This is a genomic window from Pseudomonas rhodesiae, assembly GCF_013285305.1.
Classification (GTDB): Bacteria; Pseudomonadota; Gammaproteobacteria; order Pseudomonadales; family Pseudomonadaceae; genus Aquipseudomonas; species Aquipseudomonas rhodesiae.
On the sequence record NZ_CP054205.1, the window covers coordinates 5,361,875 to 5,379,705 of the forward strand.

Here is a 17,831-nt window from a genome sequence, read left to right on the forward strand (position 1 = left end):
GATAGCGGGATGTCAGTCAAGGATGCTCCCACTGAATCGCCGCCATCGGGGGCAAGCCCCCTCCCCCACTTTGATCGCGTTTCAAATCAATCGAGGGTGGAACCGCTGACCGGTACACCACGCTCCGGGAAGAACAAGCGCTGCAATTCCGCCCCTGGATTCTCAGCGCGCATGAACGCCTCGCCGACCAGGAAAGAGTACACATTGCTGATTTCCATCAGTTCCACGTCCGCGCGGTTGAGGATGCCGCTTTCGGTCACCACCAAACGGTCGCGCGGAATACGCGGCAGCAGGTCGAGGGTGGTTTCCAGGCTGACTTCAAAGGTATGCAGGTTACGGTTGTTGACCCCCACCAGCGGTGTGTCGAGGGTTTTCAACGCACGTTCCAGCTCATCGCCATCGTGCACTTCCACCAGCACATCCAGGCCGACGCTTTTGGCCACGGCAGCCAGTTCGGCCATCTTCACGTCATCCAGCGCGGAAGCGATCAACAGCACACAGTCGGCGCCCAAGGCACGGGCTTCGACGATCTGGTACGGGTCGACCATGAAATCCTTGCGGATCACCGGCAACTTGCACGCGGCGCGAGCCTGTTGCAGGAACAGGTCGGCGCCTTGGAAGTAGTCGATATCGGTGAGCACGGACAGGCATGTCGCCCCGCCCTTTTCGTAGCTGACGGCGATCTCGGCAGGCACGAAGTGCTCACGGATCACGCCTTTGCTCGGCGAGGCCTTTTTGATCTCGGCGATCACCGCCGGCTGCTTCTTTTTGGCCTGATCGATCAAAGCCTTGGCGAACCCACGCGGCGCATCCGCAGCTTTCGCTTGGGTCTCCAGTTCAGCCAGGCTGACACGGGCGCGGCGCTCGGCGACTTCTTCTGCCTTGCGGGCCAGGATCTTTTCCAGAACGGTCGGCACGCTCATCCTTCATTCTCCATCTTGAATACGGCAGTGAATGCTCCCAGCTCTTCGAGCTTCTCGCGAGCCAGACCGGTGTGCAGTGCATCGTGGGCCAATTCGACACCTTCCTTAAGACTATAGGCATGGTCTGCTGCGTAAAGTGCCGCGCCAGCATTCAGAACAATCATCTCCGCAGCCTTTTGGCCGTTTTCGGTCTTACGACGCCCCAAAGCATCACGAATCAGTTCCAACGATGCCGCCGGGCTTTCCACCGCCAGGCCGTGCAGGCTTTGGCTCTTCATGCCCAAGTCTTCAGGCTCGACCCAATATTCGGTGACTTGATCATTCTTGAGCTCGGCGACAAAGGTCGGCGCCGCCAGGCTGAACTCGTCCAGGCCATCCTTGGAATGCACCACCAGCACATGCTTGCTGCCCAAGCGCTGCAGCACTTCTGCCAATGGCCGGCACAACGCTTGGCTGAACACCCCAACCACCTGATGCTTTACACCGGCCGGATTCGTAAGCGGGCCGAGCATGTTGAAGAGTGTGCGCAGGCCCAGGTCTTTACGTGGGCCTGCGGCGTGCTTCATCGCACCGTGGTGGGACTGGGCAAACATAAAGCCGATGCCGACGCTGTCGATGCAGCGCGCCACTTGTACCGGGGTCAGGTTCAGGTAGATCCCGGCCGCTTCGAGCAAGTCGGCGCTGCCGCTCTTGCCGGACACCGCACGGTTGCCGTGCTTGGCCACAGTGCAACCCGCCGCCGCCACGACAAAAGACGAAGCCGTCGATACGTTGAAAATATTCGCGCCGTCACCACCGGTGCCGACCACATCCACCACGCCGTCGAGGGTCTTGAGTTCGACCTTGTCCGCCAGCTCGCGCATCACCGACACGGCACCGACGATCTCGTCGATGCTCTCGCTCTTCATGCGCATGGCCATCATAAAGGCGCCGATCTGCGCGTCGGTGCATTGACCGGTCATGATCTCACGCATCACATCGCTCATTTCAGCGGTGCTCAGGTCCAGATGGCCGACGATACGGCTCAGGGCAGTCTTGATATCCATGGAAAGTCCTTAGCGCGTGCCGCCGCTCTGCTTGAGAAAGTTAGCGAACAGCTCGTAGCCCTGCTCGGTGAGGATCGACTCGGGATGGAATTGCACCCCTTCGACATTCAGTGTTTTGTGGCGCAGCCCCATGATCTCGTCGACGGAGCCGTCTTCCAGCTGAGTCCAGGCGGTCAGTTCCAGGCACTCCGGCAAAGTCTCGCGCTTGACTACCAGCGAATGGTAGCGAGTGACCGTCACCGGCAGGTTCAGGCCCTGGAAAACACCCACATTGTTATGAAACACCGGGCTGGTCTTGCCGTGCATCACCTGGCGCGCGCGCACCACATCACCGCCAAAGGCCTGGCCGATAGACTGGTGCCCCAGGCACACGCCCAGGATCGGCAGCTTGCCGGCGAAATACTTAATGGCTTCGAGGGAAATACCCGCCTCGGTCGGCGTGCAAGGGCCTGGCGAAACCACGATGCGTTCGGGGTTCAGCGCGGCAATTTCAGCCACGGTCAGTTCGTCGTTGCGCACCACCTTGACCTCGGCACCCAGCTCGCCCAGGTACTGCACCACGTTGTAGGTAAAGGAGTCGTAGTTATCAATCATCAGCAACATGGGGGAACCTCAGGAATTGGGGGTCTGTTCGGCCAGCGCCACAGCGCGGAACATTGCGCGGCGCTTGTTCAAGGTTTCTTCCCATTCGAGGGCCGGCACCGAGTCGGCGACGATTCCGCCACCGGCCTGTACATGCAGCTCCCCGTCCTTGATCACCGCGGTGCGGATCGCAATCGCGGTGTCCATGTTGCCATTCCAGGCGAAATAGCCAACCGCACCGCCGTACACGCCGCGTTTGACCGGTTCCAGCTCATCGATGATTTCCATCGCACGGATCTTCGGCGCCCCCGATAACGTACCTGCCGGCAGAATCGCCCGCAGTGCGTCCATCGCGGTCAGCCCGGCTTTCAACTCGCCGGTAACGTTGGACACGATGTGCATCACGTTGGAATAGCGCTCGATCACCATCTTCTCGGTGAGTTTGACCGAACCGATTTCCGAGACGCGCCCGGTGTCGTTGCGGCCCAGGTCGATCAGCATCAGGTGCTCGGCGATTTCCTTGTCGTCGCTCAGCAGGTCTTCTTCCAGGGCCAGATCCGCTTCTTCGGTCGCGCCGCGCGGACGCGTGCCGGCAATCGGGCGCACGGTGATCAGGTTGTCTTCGACGCGCACCAGCACCTCCGGCGAACTGCCCACCACGTGGAAGTCACCGAAGTTGAAGAAGTACATGTACGGCGTCGGGTTGAAGCAGCGCAGCGCGCGATACAGATCGATCGGCGCCGCCTTGAAGTCGATGGACATGCGCTGCGACGGCACTACCTGCATGCAGTCACCAGCGAGGATGTATTCCTTGATGGTGTCGACCGCACGCTCGTAGTCATCCTGGGTGAAACTGGAGCGGAACACCGGGTCGGCCGCCGGCGGCCGGCTGAGGTCCAGGCCGCGACGCGGAGTGATTGGCTGGCGCAGCTTTTCCAGCAGCGCTTCGAGGCTGGCCAGGCCTTGCTCGAACGCGTCCGCCTGGGCCGGGTCGGCGAGGACAATGGCGTGCATCTTGCCGGCGAGGTTATCGAACACCACCACCGCGTCGGAGACCATCAGCAGAATGTCCGGCACGCCCAAAGGATCGGGGTTCGGGCACTTGCCCAGGCGTTGCTCCACATAGCGCACGCAGTCGTAGCCGAAATACCCCACCAGGCCACCGTTGAAACGCGGCAGGCCGGCGATGGTCGGCACGTTATAGCGCGCCTTGAACGCTTCGACGAAGGCCAACGGGTCTTCTACGTCGTGACTTTCGACTTCGACGCCATCGTGGGTAATGCTGATGTGATGGTCGTAAACCCGCAGCACGGTGCGGCACGGCAGGCCGATGATCGAGTAACGGCCCCATTTCTCGCCGCCCTGCACCGACTCCAACAGGTAGGAGTTGGGGGCGTCGGCCAGTTTCAGGTAGATCGACAGCGGCGTATCGAAGTCGGCCAGGGTTTCGCAGGCCAGGGGGATGCGGTTATAGCCGGCAGCGGCCAAACGCAGGAATTCTTCACGGATCATGAGGTGCCTCGTGGTGTGAGGGTCTAACAGTCAGGTAGGCAAACGTGCCGCACAGGTGCGGCCAGGATCAGTCAGGCGCGCCAACGCCAGCGGGCCAGGGCCTTGATGACTTTCATCCAGAGTTTGCGAGTGACCACCACGATGGAATTTCCAGAAGGGGACGGATCGGTGTCGGGCAACGTTATCTCAGCGCCCGCTCCCAAGCAACCGGGGATTAGCAGTCGCAGGTCATCGATCACCAATGTCGGCGATTCTTCGGCAATCGGCCGACCATGGTTATAGCCGTAACTGAGCGCCACACACTGCACGCCGGCCGCCTTGGCCGCCAGCACGTCATTGCGCGAATCGCCGACGAACAATGACTGGGAGGCCGGGATATTGGCCATTTTCATCACGAAAAACAGCGCCGCTGGGTCGGGTTTTTTCTGTGGCAAGGTATCGCCGCCGATGATCCAGCGGAAATAACGACCGATTTTCATCTGGTCCAGCAATGGCGCAACAAAGCGCTCCGGCTTGTTGGTGATCAGGGCCATTTCCACGCCCTGTTTGCTCAACCATTTGAGGGTGTCTCGCACGCCGGGGTAGACCACCGTAAGTTCGTGGCTGCCTTCATAGGCTTCATTGAACAATTCCAGTGCCCGCTCGGCCTCGACCTCATCGACACCCTGGGCATCGATGTGATTGGCCAGGGCCCGACGCACCAGCATCTGCGCGCCGTTACCAACCCATTCGCGCACCGCTTCGATGCCCACCGGCTTGCGCCCCAGTTTGAGCAGCATGTGGTCCACCGCCGCTGCCAAGTCGGGCACCGAATCGATCAACGTACCGTCCAGATCGAACATCACCAGCCGTGGCAATTTGCCGGGGAATAACTGCTCAAAGCCGCTCATGGACGCGCCAGCGCCAGTTCAGCACGCATCTTGGCGATAACTTCCTGATAGTCCGGAGCATTGAAGATCGCCGAGCCGGCCACAAAGGTGTCAGCGCCGGCAGCGGCGATTTCGCGAATGTTGTTGACGTTCACCCCACCGTCGATTTCCAGGCGGATATCACGGCCGGAGGCGTCGATCAGTGCACGGGCTTCGCGCAGCTTGTCGAGGGTGCCGGGGATGAACTTCTGCCCGCCGAAGCCAGGGTTGACGCTCATCAGCAACACCATATCGACCTTGTCCATCACGTACTTGAGCACGTCCAGCGGCGTCGCCGGGTTGAACACCAGGCCGGCCTTGCAGCCGCCTTCGCGGATCAGTTGCAAGGTGCGGTCGACGTGCAGCGAGGCTTCCGGGTGGAAGGTGATGTAAGTGGCGCCGGCTTCAACGAAGTCGCCGATGATGCGATCCACCGGGCTGACCATCAGGTGCGCGTCGATAGGCGCGGTGATGCCGTACTTGCGCAGCGCCGCGCAGACCATCGGGCCGATGGTCAGGTTGGGCACATAGTGGTTGTCCATAACATCGAAGTGGACGAAGTCGGCGCCGGCGGCCAGTACCTTGTCCACTTCTTCGCCCAGGCGGGCGAAGTCGGCGGAGAGAATCGATGGAGCAATGACGAAGGGCTGCATGACGCACCTTTTCTGAGCTAAATCACGATGGCGCGCATTGTATACCTCATGCTTTGTCCCGCGCACCGTGACCTGGCTCAATGGCTAGTAGGCGGCTCGGTAGATTTTCTCGATGTCAGCCGCGCTGAGCTTGCGCGGGTTGTTGCGCATCAAGCGCTCAATACCTGCCGCCTCCGCAGCCATGGCGGGGATGGCATCTTCGGTTACCCCGAAACTGCGCAGCCCGGAGGGGATCTCCACATCGGCGCACAGGCGCGTCATCGCCTCGACGGCCTGATCGGCGGCAGCGTTGACACTCAAGCCGGCCACATTCACGCCCATGGCCTCGGCGATGTCGCGCATGCGTTCGACACACGCCAATTTATTCCACTGCATCACGTAGGGCAGCAGCAACGAGTTACTCACGCCGTGACCGACGTTGTAGCGCCCGCCCAGCGGGTACGCCAAGGCATGCACCGCGCCCACGCCGGCGTTACCGAAGGCCATGCCGGCCATCAGGCTGGCGGTGGCCATGTCGTCACGAGCCTTCAGGTCAACCGGGTTGGCGTAGGCCTTGGGCAGCGCGTTGACGATCAGCTTGATCGCGCCAATGGCAAGCGCATCGGTAATCGGCGAGGCATTGAGCGACAAGTAGGATTCGATCGCGTGCACCAGCGCGTCCACGCCGCTGGCGGCGGTGACGCTGCGCGGGCAGGTGAGGGTCATTTGTGGGCTGATCAGCGCGACATCCGGCAACAGGTAATCGCTGACGATGCCTTTTTTCAACTGGGCGGCCTTGTCCGAGAGGATCGCCACATTGGTCACCTCCGAGCCGGTGCCGGCGGTGGTGGGAATCGCGATCAGCGGCGGGCCCTTGCGCGGCACCTGGTCGACGCCGAACAAATCCGCCAACGCACCGTGATATCCGGCGTAGGCAGCCACGCTTTTGGCAATGTCGATGGCGCTGCCACCGCCCACGCCAATCAAACCGTCGTGCCCGCCGTCGCGGTACGCCTGCATGCAGTCTTCGACAATGGCGATTTCCGGGTCGGGTTTTACGCGGTCGAAAATCTCATAGCTGCGCCCGCCCAAATGCTCCAGAGCCAGCGCCACCGTGCCGGACTGGACCAGTGCGGCATCGGTGACAATCAGTGGGTTATCCACATCCAGGCGCGTCAGCTCGGCGGCCAGTTGCTCGATGGCACCGGCGCCGGTCAGCAGTTTGTGGGCGATCTTGAATGAGGAAGAACTCATGTGCGCGGCCTCTTTTTGATGGATGGGCTGGCACAAGAGTAGCTGACTGAAACAGGTTGTCTTTCATTCAGCGGCTGAATGGTCATAGAACCTATGTGGGATGAAGCTTGCCCCTTCCCCCATAGGTTCTGCGCTGGACTTTACACCTGAGCAGTACGCAGTTTTTCGCTGCGCCCGCGCAGCCATTCCAGGGTCAGCAACAGCAGCACCGAGAACGCAATCAGCAACGTCGCCGCCGCGGCAATGGTGGGGCTGAGGTTTTCGCGGATGCCGCTAAACATCTGACGTGGCAAGGTCGCTTGCTCGGGGCCGGCGAGGAACAGCGTCACCACCACCTCATCGAACGAGGTGGCGAACGCGAACAGCGCTCCCGAAATTACCCCCGGCGCAATCAGCGGCAACGTCACCCGACGGAATGCGGTCAACGGCGACGCCCCCAGGCTGGCCGCCGCCCGCACCAGGTTATGGTTGAAGCCCTGCAAAGTGGCCGACACGGTGATGATCACGAACGGCACACCCAACACCGCATGCACCACGATCAGCGAGAAGAAGCTGTTGCCCAGGCCCAGCGGCGCGAAGAACAGGTAGCTGGCCACGCCGATGATCACCACCGGCACGACCATCGGCGAAATCACCAAAGCCATCACCAGCGCCTTACCGGGGAAGTCGCCGCGGGTCAGGCCGATGGCCGCCAAGGTGCCGAAGACCATGGCCAGCACCGTGGCCGCCGGGGCGACGATGATGCTGTTTTTCAGGGCGCGCATCCACTCCGCCGAGGCGAAGAAATCTTGGTACCAGTGCAGAGAGAAGCCTTGCAGCGGGTACACCAGAAAGCTGCCGCTGTTGAACGACAGGGGGATGATCACCAGCACTGGCAGTATCAGAAACAGCAGGATCAGGCCGCAGAGAATCCGCAAGCTGTAAAACCACACCCGCTCCACCGGTGACATATAAGGGCTCAGCATCGCAAGGTCTCCTTAGCTCAGGCGCAGGCGGCTGGCGCCGACCAGCCGATTGTAGATCAGGTACAGCAATACGGTCGCCAACAGCAGCAAGCCGCCCAGTGCCGTGGCCATCCCCCAGTTGATGCTGGTGTTGGTGTAGAAGGCCACGAAGTAGCTGACCATCTGGTCGTTCGGGCTGCCCAGCAGCGCCGGGGTGATGTAGTAACCAATCGCCAGAATGAACACCAGCAGGCAACCAGCGCCAACGCCGGCGTAGGTCTGCGGGAAGTACACGCGCCAGAAACTGGTGAACGGGTGGCAGCCCAGGGAAATCGCCGCGCGCATGTAGGTTGGCGAGATACCCTTCATCACGCTGTAGATCGGCAGGATCATGAACGGCAGCAGAATGTGCACCATGGAGATGTAGACCCCAGTGCGGTTGAACACCAACTCCAGGGGCTTATCGATCAGCCCCATGCTCAGCAGCGCGCTGTTGATCAGCCCGCCGGATTGCAGCAGCACGATCCACGCCGCCACCCGCACCAGGATCGAGGTCCAGAACGGCAACAGCACCAGGATCATCAACAAGTTACTTTTGCGCGCTGGCAGATTGGCCAGCAGGTACGCCAACGGGTACGCCAGCAGCAAGCAAATGGCAGTGATCACCAGGCCCATCCAGAACGTACGGGCGAAGATATCCAGGTAAATCGCCTGATCCGGAGTGGCCGGCGCCACTTCGCCGAGGTCGTCGATGCGGTGATCCACCGCCGCCAGCAGGTAGAACGGCGTAAAGCTGTTGGTGTTGCGCCGGATCGCCTGCCAGTACGCTGGGTCTCCCCAACGCTCGTCGAGGTTTTCCAACGCTTCTTTATAAGAGCCGGGCACTTCGGTAAACGGCAGCGCCCGTGCGGTTTTGGTCAGCAGGCTGCGATAGCCGGCCAGTTCCATGTTCAAGCGTTTGGACAGATCGCCCAGGGTCTGATTTTTGCGCGCTTCGCCCAAATCTTCGCTGAGCGCCTGGTATACCGGTTCGCCCGGCAGACCGCGCCCATCCCAGGTTTTCACCGCCACCACGGTCCGCGGCAAACCGCCTACCACTTCTGGGTTACCGACGCTTTTGTAGAGCAATGCGACGATTGGCACCAGAAACACCAACAGCAGGAACAGCACCAGCGGCGCAATCAACGCTTGGGCTTTCCAGCGATTGAGCCGCTCGGCACGCGCCAGACGCTGCTTGAGGGTGGGGCTGTTGACCTCGTTCGAGGGAACGGCGATGGCCATGGCTGACTCCGAATCTTGAAAATGAATGCAATCTTTCACACACAAGAAATCCCTTGTGGGAGGGGGCTTGCCCCCTCCCACAGGGTTATGCGGTGTTACTTCGCAGCCCAGGAGTTGAAGCGCTGTTCGAGCTGCTCACCGTTATCAGCCCAGAAGCTCACGTCGATCTGCACCTGATTGGCGATGTTTTCCGGGGTGGTCGGCATGTCCTTGAGGATGTCCTTGGCCAGCAGCGGTACGGCTTGGGTGTTGGCCGGGCCGTAGGCAATGTTTTCCGAGTAGGTCTTCTGCTGCTGCGGCGCAACCGAGAAGGCGATGAACTTCTTCGCCGCTTCGGCGCGGTCCTTGGCCAGGCCTTTTGGAATGGCCCAGGCGTCGAAGTCGTAGATACCGCCGTTCCACACCACTTTCAGGTTGCTTTCTTTCTGCACGGCGGCGATACGACCGTTGTAGGCCGAGCTCATCACTACGTCACCAGAGGCCAGGTACTGCGGCGGTTGCGCGCCGGCTTCCCACCATTGGATCGACGGTTTGAGTTCATCGAGCTTTTTGAACGCACGGTCCTGGCCATCTTTGCCGGCCAGCACTTTGTAGACGTCTTTGGGTGCGACGCCGTCGGCCATCAATGCAAACTCCAAGGTGTACTTGGCGCCTTTGCGCAGGCCGCGCTTGCCCGGGAATTTCTTGGTGTCCCAGAAATCCGCCCAGCTGGTTGGCGCGGAGGCCAGTTTGTCGGCGTTGTAGGCCAGCACGGTCGACCAAACAAAGAAGCCCACGCCGCACGGCTGGATGGCGCCCTTCACGTAGTTCGCGCTGTCGCCGAACAGTTTCGGGTCCAGTGGCTCGAACATGTCTTCGTCGCAACCGCGGGACAGTTCCGGCGACTCCACTTCCACCAGGTCCCAGGACACGCTCTTGGTGTCGACCATGGCTTTGACCTTGGCCATCTCACCGTTGTACTCACCGGCGACGATCTTGCCGTTGCCCGCGCTTTCCCACGGTGCATAGAAGGCCTTGACCTGTGCCGCCTTGTTCGCGCCGCCGAACGACACGACGGTCAAATCCGGGCCGGCCATGGCCTGTGTTGCGCCCATCAAGCCAATTGCCAGGGCCGAATACTTCAGGGATCTCAACATTGTTGTTCTCTCCACGTGCAGGGTTGGTGAAGCCATGGGGGGCGATCAATTCGCCTCTAGAAGTGGGTCGAGTGCGCGAACGTGCTCGACTTGCCAGCCAATCGGTACCACGTCGCCGACTGCCAGGGCTGGGTCCAGCTCGGCGATCGGTTGTTTCACAAAAAAATCGGCCTTACCGCAGACTTCCAGGCGCACCCGCACGTGGTCGCCCAGGTAGATAAATTCCGCCACACGCCCCGAGAAGCGGTTGACGCAGCTTTCGCTGGAGCCATTGAGGCTGACGCGCTCCGGGCGCACCGACAACGTCACCGGGCCGCCGACCTGGCCGACGTTCACCGCCAGCGCCTCGACCTTCTCGCCCCGCGCCAGCTCCACCACGCAGCGTTCGCCGCTGCGGCTGTGCAGGCGACCGTTGAGACGGTTGTTTTCGCCGATGAAGTTGGCGACGAAGGTGTTCTTCGGCTCTTCATACAGGGTGCGCGGCGCGGCGATCTGCTGGATCTCGCCCTGGTGGAACACCGCAACGCGGTCGGACATGGTCAAGGCTTCGCCCTGGTCGTGGGTCACATACACCACGGTCACGCCGAGGCGCTGGTGTAGGTGCTTGATCTCCATCTGCATGTGTTCGCGCAGTTGTTTGTCGAGGGCGCCGAGGGGTTCGTCCATCAGCACCAGTTGCGGTTCGAACACCAGCGCTCGGGCCAAGGCCACGCGCTGTTGCTGACCGCCGGAGAGCTGCGCCGGGTAGCGCTGGGCGAAGGCGTCGAGCTGGACCATGCTGAGCACGCGTTTGACGCGCTCGCTGATGTCGGTCTTGCTCAAACCGCGCACCGACAGCGGGAACGCCAGGTTCTCGGCGACGGTCATGTGCGGGAACAACGCGTAGTTCTGGAACACCATGCCGATATCGCGCTTATGCGGCGGCACGTTGTTGATAGAGCGCCCGGCCAGCTGGATCTCACCGGCGGTCGGGGTTTCGAAGCCGGCGAGCATCATCAGGCTGGTGGTCTTGCCCGACCCTGAAGGCCCGAGCAAGGTGAGGAACTCGCCCTTGCGGATCTCCAGGTTGAGGTCTTTGACGATCAGGTTCTCGCCGTCGTAGCTCTTCTGCACGCCACGAAAGCTGACCAGCACATCATTTGAATCCACCTCGCTCATACCCGCACCTTTTATTTTGGACTGCTGTGGCACAAGCGTAGTCCAGGGGCGAGGCCCCGGAAATCGGGGGCCAGGAGAGAATCTCATCAGCCGGTTGGAAGGTTGGGGGTAGGGATCGCCCTACACCGATGGCGGGCACTGGACAGTGCGGCGGCAAGACCCTCGCTGCAAGCGGCAAGAATGGGTGCGGCGCGGTTTTGCGGGGTGTCGCAAATAGATATGCCGCTACAGAAGCTTGTGTTCCATGGCGTACCGCACCAGCTCGGCCAGGGAGGTGATATTAAGCTTCTGCATCAGGCGCGCCTTGTGGGTGCTGATGGTCTTGCTGCTGAGGGCCAGTTGCTGGGCGATGTCATTGACATTGGCGCCCTGCGCCAGGCGTTCGAACACCGAGAACTCGCGCTCCGAAAGCAATGAATGCAGTGGGCGGGCATCGGTGAGGCCGACTTCGAAGACCATCCGGTCGGCCAGGTCCGGGTCGATATAGCGCCCACCGGCCGCTACCTTGCGAATCGCCGTCAGCAGCAACGCCGGATCACTGTCCTTGGTGGCGTAGCCGGCGGCGCCGACCTTCAAGGCCCGCGCGGCCATCTGCGCTTCGTCATGCATCGACAGCACCAGGATCGCCGGCGGGTTGTTCAATGCCCGAATCCGCGCAATCGCTTCCAGGCCATTGACGCCCGGCATGGAGATGTCCAGCAACACCACCTCGCAGGCCACATGGCGCAGCGTCTCCAATAACTGCTCGCCATTGCTCGCCTCTCCCACCACCTGCAGGTCTTTGGCCAGGCCGATCAATTGCTTGATGCCTTCACGGACGATGGTGTGGTCTTCGGCTACCAGTACACGGATCACAAGGCTTTCCTCTTATTGTCAGGCATCCAATGGCACCGTCACGCTCAGGGTGGTGCCCTCCCCCAGCTCGCTGTGCAGGCTCAGTTGCCCGCCCATTATCAACACCCGCTCGCGCATGCCCACCAGGCCGAACGAGGTCGCACGGCCTTGTGCCTGAACGAAGCCGACGCCGTCGTCGCTGATGGTCAGGCGCAGGTCGGTGCCTTCAATCGCCAGGCTAAGTTCCACAGTATGCGCCTGGGCATGGCGCATCACATTGGTCAGCGCCTCTTGCAAGATACGAAACAGGCCGACGGCCTTGGCGTCGCTCAGGGCCGGTAGGTTATCCGGCACCTGCACCAGGCAAGGAATGTGCGTGCGCGCTTCAAAGCGCCGGGCCTGCCACTCGATGGCCGAGGCAATGCCCGCATCGAGAATCGGCGGGCGCAGCGCAGTGGCCACGTCGCGCACCAATTGGAAAAGCTGGGCGATCAGGCGCTTCATGCTGTTCAGGCGCTCATGCAGGCCGGGGTCCAACTGCGCGTAGGCCAGCTCGCACATGGAGGTTTCCAGCTTGAGCACGGTGAGCATCTGGCCGAGTTCATCGTGCACTTCACGGGCGATACGGGCCTTTTCTTCTTCGCGCACGGTTTCCAGGTGGGCCGACAGCTCGCGCAATTGCGCCTCGCTTTGCAGCAAGGCGGCCAGGGTGCGGCGCAGTTCGGTGACGTCGTTGAGGTACACCACCAGGTACTCGGCATCGGCAAAGCGCACAAAACTCAAGGAAACGTTGGCCGGCAGGATGCTGCCATCGGCGCGCAAACAATCGGTGGCGAAATTCTGCGGTCCTTCCTCGCTGGCCCGTGCGCGTTTCCACAGATTGAGCCAGCGGTCCATGTCCAGCGTGGGGTCGAGGTCGACCAGCGGCCGCTCGATCAAAGTGCCGGGGCCATAACCGAGCATGTTTTCGGCCGCACGGTTGGCGTAGCGCACATGACTGTCCCAGTTCACCCAGAGAATGCCGACGGTGCTTTGATCGATGGAGAACTGCGTCAACCGCAACGCCTGGGCACCGGCCGCACGGGCGGCGCTTTCTTCGCGGGCGGCAAGCAGGTCGTGTTCCAGTTGGCGTTGGTGGCGACGCTGCCAGAACACCACCGCCAGGCTGGCGAGCAGCAGCAGGCACAGCAACAGGCTCAGGTTCTGCCATAGCCCCGGGGACTGCGTTAGCCGGGGATATTGGGGTTGCAGCCAGCGGTTGTGCAGTTGGTCCAGGTCACGGGCGGGAATGGCACGCAGCGCGCTTTCCATGATGCCCGCCAGTTCCGGCCATTCGCGGCGGGTGGCTACACGCAAGAGTTGCGGTAGGCCGATATCCCCCACCACCGCCAGCCCGGCGAATTCCGCTTCGGCGGACAGACGACTCAGTTGCGCTTCATCCACCACCGCATAGCGGGCCTGTTGGCTGACCAGCAATTGCAGGGCCTGGCGCTCCATGGGCACGCCTTGCAGATTGAGATTGGGGTATGTGCTGCGCAGGTAATCGGCCACGGCACTGGGCATGCGCACCGCAACGCGGGATTGATCATCGAGCTTTTCCAGCTCCACGGCAGCGCCGCCCTCACGAATGCCCACCACACGCTGGGGCACGCGCATATAGGGGTCGGTGAACAACCACAGGCGCAGGCCGGCCGGGGTCTGCTGCAGGCCGGGAGCCATGTCCACCTCGCCCTCGCGTACGGCCTCTTCCAACTGCTCCTGGGTGGGAAAGTTGCGCCACGTCAGTTCGATATTCAGCGCTTTGGCCAGCCACTGCATCAATTCGACATTGGCCCCCGACAAACGCTGTAGGCGCCGATCGTACTGCGCGTAAGGCGCTTGCAACACTACGCCGACCCGCAGCTCCGGATGCTCGGTCAGCCATTGGCGCTGCTGCGCAGTGAGTTGCGCCTGCGGTACGCCAGGCGCGGGGGCGGCGTTCGCCATCAAGGCAACGCACAAACAGCCGATAAGCAGCAGACAGCGAAAACCCATGATCCACGTCTCACATCACTGACAAATACTGACCAACCTATTAGGCTGCTGGAATCACTTCTGGCCGGGAATTAACGATGCCCTTTCACCACCGTTCGGCACTGCCAGCATTGTGCCTGTCGCTGCTCTTTACCAGTGCCTTTTCTGTACAGGCCGCTGACGCTCCCGCGCCAGAAGCCGAAAAACCCGTAGAGCGCCAGCCGCTGCCGGAGCGCAGCCAGGCTGAAGCCAGCGCCCTGGAACGCACAATCCCACAACAAGAGCAGCAGCAATTGCAGGCCGGCAGCGATTCCTTCCTAGCCCTGTGGAAACCCGCCAACAGCGCCGAACCGGAGGGCGTGGTGATTATCGTACCGGGCGCTGGGGAAAATGCTGACTGGCCGCAAGCAATCGGCCCTTTACGCCGCAAATTGCCGGATGCCGACTGGGGCAGCCTGAGCCTGTCGTTGCCGGATGTGAGCCTAGACACCCTGCCGCCGCGCGTTATGGAAGCTCCCAAAGCCACGGTCGACACCAGCAGCAAAGAAGCCAGCACCGCGGATAAACCCATCGAGCAAGCCGCCAGCGCCGAAGCCGAGGGCACCGACCCGTCGGTGGTTCCGGGCGCCGACGAGCAGGATAAGACCGATGCCTCGCGCATTTTTGATCGCATCGACGCCGCCGTGGCCTTCGCCCAAACCCAGAGTGCGCGCAGTGTAGTGCTGCTCGGCCATGGCACCGGAGCTTGGTGGGCGGCGCGCTACTTGACCGAGAAGCAACCGTCCCAGGTGCAGAAGTTCGTCATGGTCGACGCCAAGACACCCAATGGCCGTCAGCCGGACGTGCAGCAACTGGCCCCCGGCCTGAAAATGCCGACTGCCGACGTTTTCTATCAAGACAACACACAGTCCAGCAAAAACGCCATGGCTCGCCTGCAGGCGGCCAAGCGGTTGAAGAATGACGGCTATAAACAGGTGTCGCTCAAGACCCTACCCGGCAACAGCGCCGCCGAGCAGGAACAGCTGTATCGCAGGATCAGAGGCTGGTTGAGCCCCCAAACGACACAAGACTGAAGTGGGAGGGGGCAAGCCCCCTCCCATATTTTGATAGGAGTTCTATCTTCAACGGTGGCGACTAACGAAAATCCCGGCGTTCGCGAATCAACGCATAGGCGTTGTGCAACTCGCGGGTGCGCTCGGTGGCCTCGCGTACCTGCGCTGGGCTGGCGCCGGTGCCGGCGATTTTGTCCGGATGGTGACGGCTGAGCAGGCGACGGTAGGCGCGCTTAATCGTTGACGGGTCCGCGGTGGCCGTCACCCCCAGCAACCGCAGGGCGTCCTGATACGATGCGCTGCGATTGACCAACGGCTTGCGCTCGGGCGCGTAGTCAGCGGCCAGCGCCTTGAGTTGTTGCGGCGTCCAGCCGAGCCAGCGCCCCCACTGCTCGATCAAGTCGCGCTCGGCGTCATCCGCACGGCCGTCCGCCCAGACCATCCGCCAGCAGGCGCGCAGCACGCCTTCGGCCGCATGGGGCTGAGCCTTGAGCACACGCAAGTATCTGCGCACCCGGTCGGACCCGGATTTGCCCCGATTGAAGGCCGCAATCGCACGCCGCTGAGCTGATTCGGTCATGTCCAGGGCGCGCATTTCCTGCCGCGCCTGCTGAATATGCCCATCCACCACGCGGCCATTGCTCTTGGCCAGCCGCCCCAGCAACACAAACAGCAATTCGTCATTGCGTAACGCCGGGCGACCGCCCAGGCGCTCGCGCAACTGCGCCCAACTGTGCAGTTGCAGGCGACGATCCAGCGCCTGCCCCAGCAGTGCCCCCAACAAAGCCCCCGGAATACTGGCAATGGCATAGCCAGCCCCGGCGCCGATCAGCGTCCCTGGCCACAACATGTTACTGCCCCGCTATGAGCAGGGATTCGACTTGCGCCAGGCGCTCCAGCGTACCGACATCAATCCAGCGTCCTGCCATGTGCTCCCCCGTTACCTGACCTTTCGCCATGGCTGCGCGCAGCAGCGGCGCCAACTTGAAGGCACCCACGCTGCAACCCTCAAACAACTTGGGGTCGAGCACGGAAATGCCACTGAAGGTCAGGTTATCGGCACCGGGCGCCGCATCATGAAGCAGACCGTGATCCAGGTAAAAATCACCGCCCGAAGGGTGATGCGCCGGGTTATCGACCATCACCAGATGCGCCAGCCCCTTGAGCGGTTGCTTGAGCTGGGCGAAATCGTAGTCAGTCCAGATATCGCCATTGACCACCAGAAAAGGTTGATCCCCCAGCAATGGCAGTGCCTGGAAAATCCCTCCGCCGGTCTCCAGCGGCTCGCCCTCCGGGGAGTAACGGATGCGCAGCCCGAATTGCGCGCCGTCGCCCAGATAACTTTCGATCTGCTGACCGAGCCAGGCGTGGTTGATCACGACGTCGGTGAAGCCGGCCTTGGCCAGCGCCTCCAGGTGATACTCGATCAGGCGCTTGCCACCGGCCTGCACCAATGGCTTGGGGGTGTGCAAAGTGAGCGGACGCATCCGCTCGCCTTTGCCCGCGGCCAGGATCATGGCCTTCATACAACGGCCTCGGCCGGCTGGCGCAGGCTGACCAACAGCTCGGATAGTTCACTCAACTGCGGACGCTCAGCCACTACCGCTTCTATATAAGCGAAGAAGCGCGGCACGTCGGCCAGATAGCGAGGCTTGCCGTCGCGGTGGCAGATACGCGCAAAAATGCCGATGACCTTGAGATGGCGCTGCACGCCCATCAAGTCGCTGGCGCGCAGGAATTCATCGAAGTCCGATTGCACCGGGATGCCAAGTTTCATGGCCTGCGCCCAATAACCACGCTGCCATTCCCGCACGCGGGCCTGGGGCCAACTAAGAAAGGCGTCTTTGAACAGACAAGTGATGTCGTAGGTGACCGGACCATAAACCGCATCCTGGAAATCCAGCACGCCGGGGTTGGGCTCGCTGATCATCAGGTTGCGCGGCATATAGTCGCGGTGCACCAGCACTTTGGGCTGCGCCAGGGCGCTGTCGATCAACCGATCGCTGACGCACTGCCAGAGGGCTTGTTGGTGGGTATCCAATTCGATACCCAGGTGTCGGCGCACGTACCACTCGGGAAACAGTTCCAGCTCGCGCCGCAGCAAGGCGACGTCATAACTGGGCAGCGGCGCATCCATCGGCAATTGCTGGAAAGCCAGCAAGGCATCGATGGCCTCGGCGAATAATTGATCGGCGTTGTGCTCGTCGATCACGTCCAGGTAGGTTTTTGTGCCCAGGTCATTGAGCAAAAGAAAGCCTCGCGGCAGATCTTCTGCATAAATTTTCGGAACATTTATCCCAGACCTCGCAAGTAAATGCGCGATATCGACGAAAGGTTTGCAGTTTTCCTGGGGGGGTGGCGCATCCATGACCACGAAAGTTCGGCCACCTCCCTCCCAACGGAAATAGCGCCTGAAACTCGCGTCGCTGCTGGCCGCGGTCAATGTGGCCGGGGGTACGGCACCCCAGCCGTGAGCGTTGAAAAGGATCGGCAACTGCTCATCCAGCCAGACTTCCAGCTGTTGTAAACGTAGATCTTGCTCGGGCATTACAAGGG

The 17,831-nt window shown here is 61.7% G+C and carries 17 protein-coding genes; 1 reads left to right on the forward strand and 16 read right to left on the reverse strand.

Features of this window, described 5'->3' with window-relative positions; genetic code table 11:
• Positions 1 to 86: 86 nt before the first annotated feature.
• The 13 genes from trpC to HRH33_RS24415 form a co-directional block, all read right to left on the reverse strand.
• Positions 87 to 923 carry an indole-3-glycerol phosphate synthase TrpC gene (gene trpC, locus HRH33_RS24355; protein WP_173603566.1) on the reverse strand — a complete coding sequence of 279 codons (837 nt, stop codon included), beginning with the start codon at positions 921 to 923 and terminating at the stop codon, positions 87 to 89.
• Positions 920 to 1,969, reverse strand: a complete 1,050-nt coding sequence (trpD, locus tag HRH33_RS24360; RefSeq protein ID WP_034115267.1) for an anthranilate phosphoribosyltransferase — start codon at positions 1,967 to 1,969, stop codon at positions 920 to 922. The genes trpC and trpD overlap by 4 nt, the downstream gene beginning before the upstream one ends.
• Positions 1,970 to 1,978: 9 nt before the next feature.
• Positions 1,979 to 2,572 (reverse strand): aminodeoxychorismate/anthranilate synthase component II, encoded by a 594-nt coding sequence (locus tag HRH33_RS24365; RefSeq protein ID WP_034101046.1) that lies wholly within the window; start codon positions 2,570 to 2,572, stop codon positions 1,979 to 1,981.
• A gap of 9 nt (positions 2,573 to 2,581) precedes the next feature.
• Positions 2,582 to 4,063: an anthranilate synthase component I gene (trpE, locus tag HRH33_RS24370; protein WP_034101048.1), complete on the reverse strand. Its 1,482-nt coding sequence runs from the start codon at positions 4,061 to 4,063 to the stop codon at positions 2,582 to 2,584.
• 71 nt (positions 4,064 to 4,134) lie between these two features.
• Complete coding sequence (locus HRH33_RS24375; protein ID WP_034139534.1) at positions 4,135 to 4,953, reverse strand: phosphoglycolate phosphatase; 819 nt, start codon at positions 4,951 to 4,953, stop codon at positions 4,135 to 4,137.
• On the reverse strand, positions 4,950 to 5,624 hold the full coding sequence (rpe, locus tag HRH33_RS24380) for a ribulose-phosphate 3-epimerase (protein WP_034101050.1): 675 nt from the start codon (positions 5,622 to 5,624) through the stop codon (positions 4,950 to 4,952). Before rpe ends, HRH33_RS24375 begins: the two co-directional genes overlap by 4 nt.
• Before the next feature lie 84 nt (positions 5,625 to 5,708).
• Positions 5,709 to 6,857 (reverse strand): iron-containing alcohol dehydrogenase, encoded by a 1,149-nt coding sequence (locus HRH33_RS24385; protein WP_034139535.1) that lies wholly within the window; start codon positions 6,855 to 6,857, stop codon positions 5,709 to 5,711.
• 140 nt (positions 6,858 to 6,997) lie between these two features.
• Entirely contained in the window at positions 6,998 to 7,822 is an 825-nt protein-coding gene (locus tag HRH33_RS24390) for an ABC transporter permease (RefSeq protein WP_034115270.1), read from the reverse strand.
• 12 nt (positions 7,823 to 7,834) lie between these two features.
• Positions 7,835 to 9,082, reverse strand: coding sequence for an ABC transporter permease (locus tag HRH33_RS24395; protein WP_034101053.1), 1,248 nt, complete (start codon positions 9,080 to 9,082; stop codon positions 7,835 to 7,837).
• 95 nt (positions 9,083 to 9,177) lie between these two features.
• Entirely contained in the window at positions 9,178 to 10,218 is a 1,041-nt protein-coding gene (locus HRH33_RS24400) for an ABC transporter substrate-binding protein (RefSeq protein ID WP_034139536.1), read from the reverse strand.
• A 45-nt stretch (positions 10,219 to 10,263) separates the two neighbouring features.
• Positions 10,264 to 11,376, reverse strand: coding sequence for an ABC transporter ATP-binding protein (locus HRH33_RS24405; protein WP_034139537.1), 1,113 nt, complete (start codon positions 11,374 to 11,376; stop codon positions 10,264 to 10,266).
• 225 nt (positions 11,377 to 11,601) lie between these two features.
• On the reverse strand, positions 11,602 to 12,231 hold the full coding sequence (locus HRH33_RS24410; RefSeq protein ID WP_034101058.1) for a response regulator: 630 nt from the start codon (positions 12,229 to 12,231) through the stop codon (positions 11,602 to 11,604).
• A gap of 18 nt (positions 12,232 to 12,249) precedes the next feature.
• Positions 12,250 to 14,244: a PAS domain-containing sensor histidine kinase gene (locus HRH33_RS24415; RefSeq protein ID WP_167417615.1), complete on the reverse strand. Its 1,995-nt coding sequence runs from the start codon at positions 14,242 to 14,244 to the stop codon at positions 12,250 to 12,252.
• A gap of 77 nt (positions 14,245 to 14,321) precedes the next feature.
• On the opposite strand from HRH33_RS24415, the gene HRH33_RS24420 reads away from it, so the two are divergent.
• Complete coding sequence (locus HRH33_RS24420) at positions 14,322 to 15,296, forward strand: alpha/beta hydrolase family protein (RefSeq protein WP_094064202.1); 975 nt, start codon at positions 14,322 to 14,324, stop codon at positions 15,294 to 15,296.
• Positions 15,297 to 15,357: 61 nt separating this feature from the next.
• On the opposite strand, the gene HRH33_RS24425 is transcribed toward HRH33_RS24420, so the two are convergent.
• Genes HRH33_RS24425 through HRH33_RS24435 form a run of 3 tightly spaced genes read right to left on the reverse strand, consistent with a single transcriptional unit; the run spans position 15,358 to position 17,823 of the window.
• Positions 15,358 to 16,125 carry a TerB family tellurite resistance protein gene (locus HRH33_RS24425; RefSeq protein ID WP_167417616.1) on the reverse strand — a complete coding sequence of 256 codons (768 nt, stop codon included), beginning with the start codon at positions 16,123 to 16,125 and terminating at the stop codon, positions 15,358 to 15,360.
• Between the two features lies 1 nt (position 16,126).
• Entirely contained in the window at positions 16,127 to 16,801 is a 675-nt protein-coding gene (murU, locus tag HRH33_RS24430) for an N-acetylmuramate alpha-1-phosphate uridylyltransferase MurU (protein WP_167417617.1), read from the reverse strand.
• A complete protein-coding gene (locus tag HRH33_RS24435; protein WP_167417618.1) occupies positions 16,798 to 17,823 on the reverse strand; it encodes an aminoglycoside phosphotransferase family protein in 1,026 nt (341 codons plus the stop codon). Before HRH33_RS24435 ends, murU begins: the two co-directional genes overlap by 4 nt.
• Positions 17,824 to 17,831 lie beyond the last annotated feature (8 nt).

What these genes read in the sequence shown, in the direction of transcription:
- trpC (WP_173603566.1), bottom strand. Translation starts at nt 923, where the DNA reads ATGAGCGTGCCGACCGTTCTGGAAAAGATCCTGGCCCGCAAGGCAGAA.
- trpD (WP_034115267.1), bottom strand. Translation starts at nt 1,969, where the DNA reads ATGGATATCAAGACTGCCCTGAGCCGTATCGTCGGCCATCTGGACCTG.
- HRH33_RS24365 (WP_034101046.1), bottom strand. Translation starts at nt 2,572, where the DNA reads ATGTTGCTGATGATTGATAACTACGACTCCTTTACCTACAACGTGGTG.
- trpE (WP_034101048.1), bottom strand. Translation starts at nt 4,063, where the DNA reads ATGATCCGTGAAGAATTCCTGCGTTTGGCCGCTGCCGGCTATAACCGC.
- HRH33_RS24375 (WP_034139534.1), bottom strand. Translation starts at nt 4,953, where the DNA reads ATGAGCGGCTTTGAGCAGTTATTCCCCGGCAAATTGCCACGGCTGGTG.
- rpe (WP_034101050.1), bottom strand. Translation starts at nt 5,624, where the DNA reads ATGCAGCCCTTCGTCATTGCTCCATCGATTCTCTCCGCCGACTTCGCC.
- HRH33_RS24385 (WP_034139535.1), bottom strand. Translation starts at nt 6,857, where the DNA reads ATGAGTTCTTCCTCATTCAAGATCGCCCACAAACTGCTGACCGGCGCC.
- HRH33_RS24390 (WP_034115270.1), bottom strand. Translation starts at nt 7,822, where the DNA reads ATGCTGAGCCCTTATATGTCACCGGTGGAGCGGGTGTGGTTTTACAGC.
- HRH33_RS24395 (WP_034101053.1), bottom strand. Translation starts at nt 9,082, where the DNA reads ATGGCCATCGCCGTTCCCTCGAACGAGGTCAACAGCCCCACCCTCAAG.
- HRH33_RS24400 (WP_034139536.1), bottom strand. Translation starts at nt 10,218, where the DNA reads ATGTTGAGATCCCTGAAGTATTCGGCCCTGGCAATTGGCTTGATGGGC.
- HRH33_RS24405 (WP_034139537.1), bottom strand. Translation starts at nt 11,376, where the DNA reads ATGAGCGAGGTGGATTCAAATGATGTGCTGGTCAGCTTTCGTGGCGTG.
- HRH33_RS24415 (WP_167417615.1), bottom strand. Translation starts at nt 14,244, where the DNA reads ATGGGTTTTCGCTGTCTGCTGCTTATCGGCTGTTTGTGCGTTGCCTTG.
- HRH33_RS24420 (WP_094064202.1), top strand. Translation starts at nt 14,322, where the DNA reads ATGCCCTTTCACCACCGTTCGGCACTGCCAGCATTGTGCCTGTCGCTG.
- HRH33_RS24425 (WP_167417616.1), bottom strand. Translation starts at nt 16,125, where the DNA reads ATGTTGTGGCCAGGGACGCTGATCGGCGCCGGGGCTGGCTATGCCATT.
- murU (WP_167417617.1), bottom strand. Translation starts at nt 16,801, where the DNA reads ATGAAGGCCATGATCCTGGCCGCGGGCAAAGGCGAGCGGATGCGTCCG.
- HRH33_RS24435 (WP_167417618.1), bottom strand. Translation starts at nt 17,823, where the DNA reads ATGCCCGAGCAAGATCTACGTTTACAACAGCTGGAAGTCTGGCTGGAT.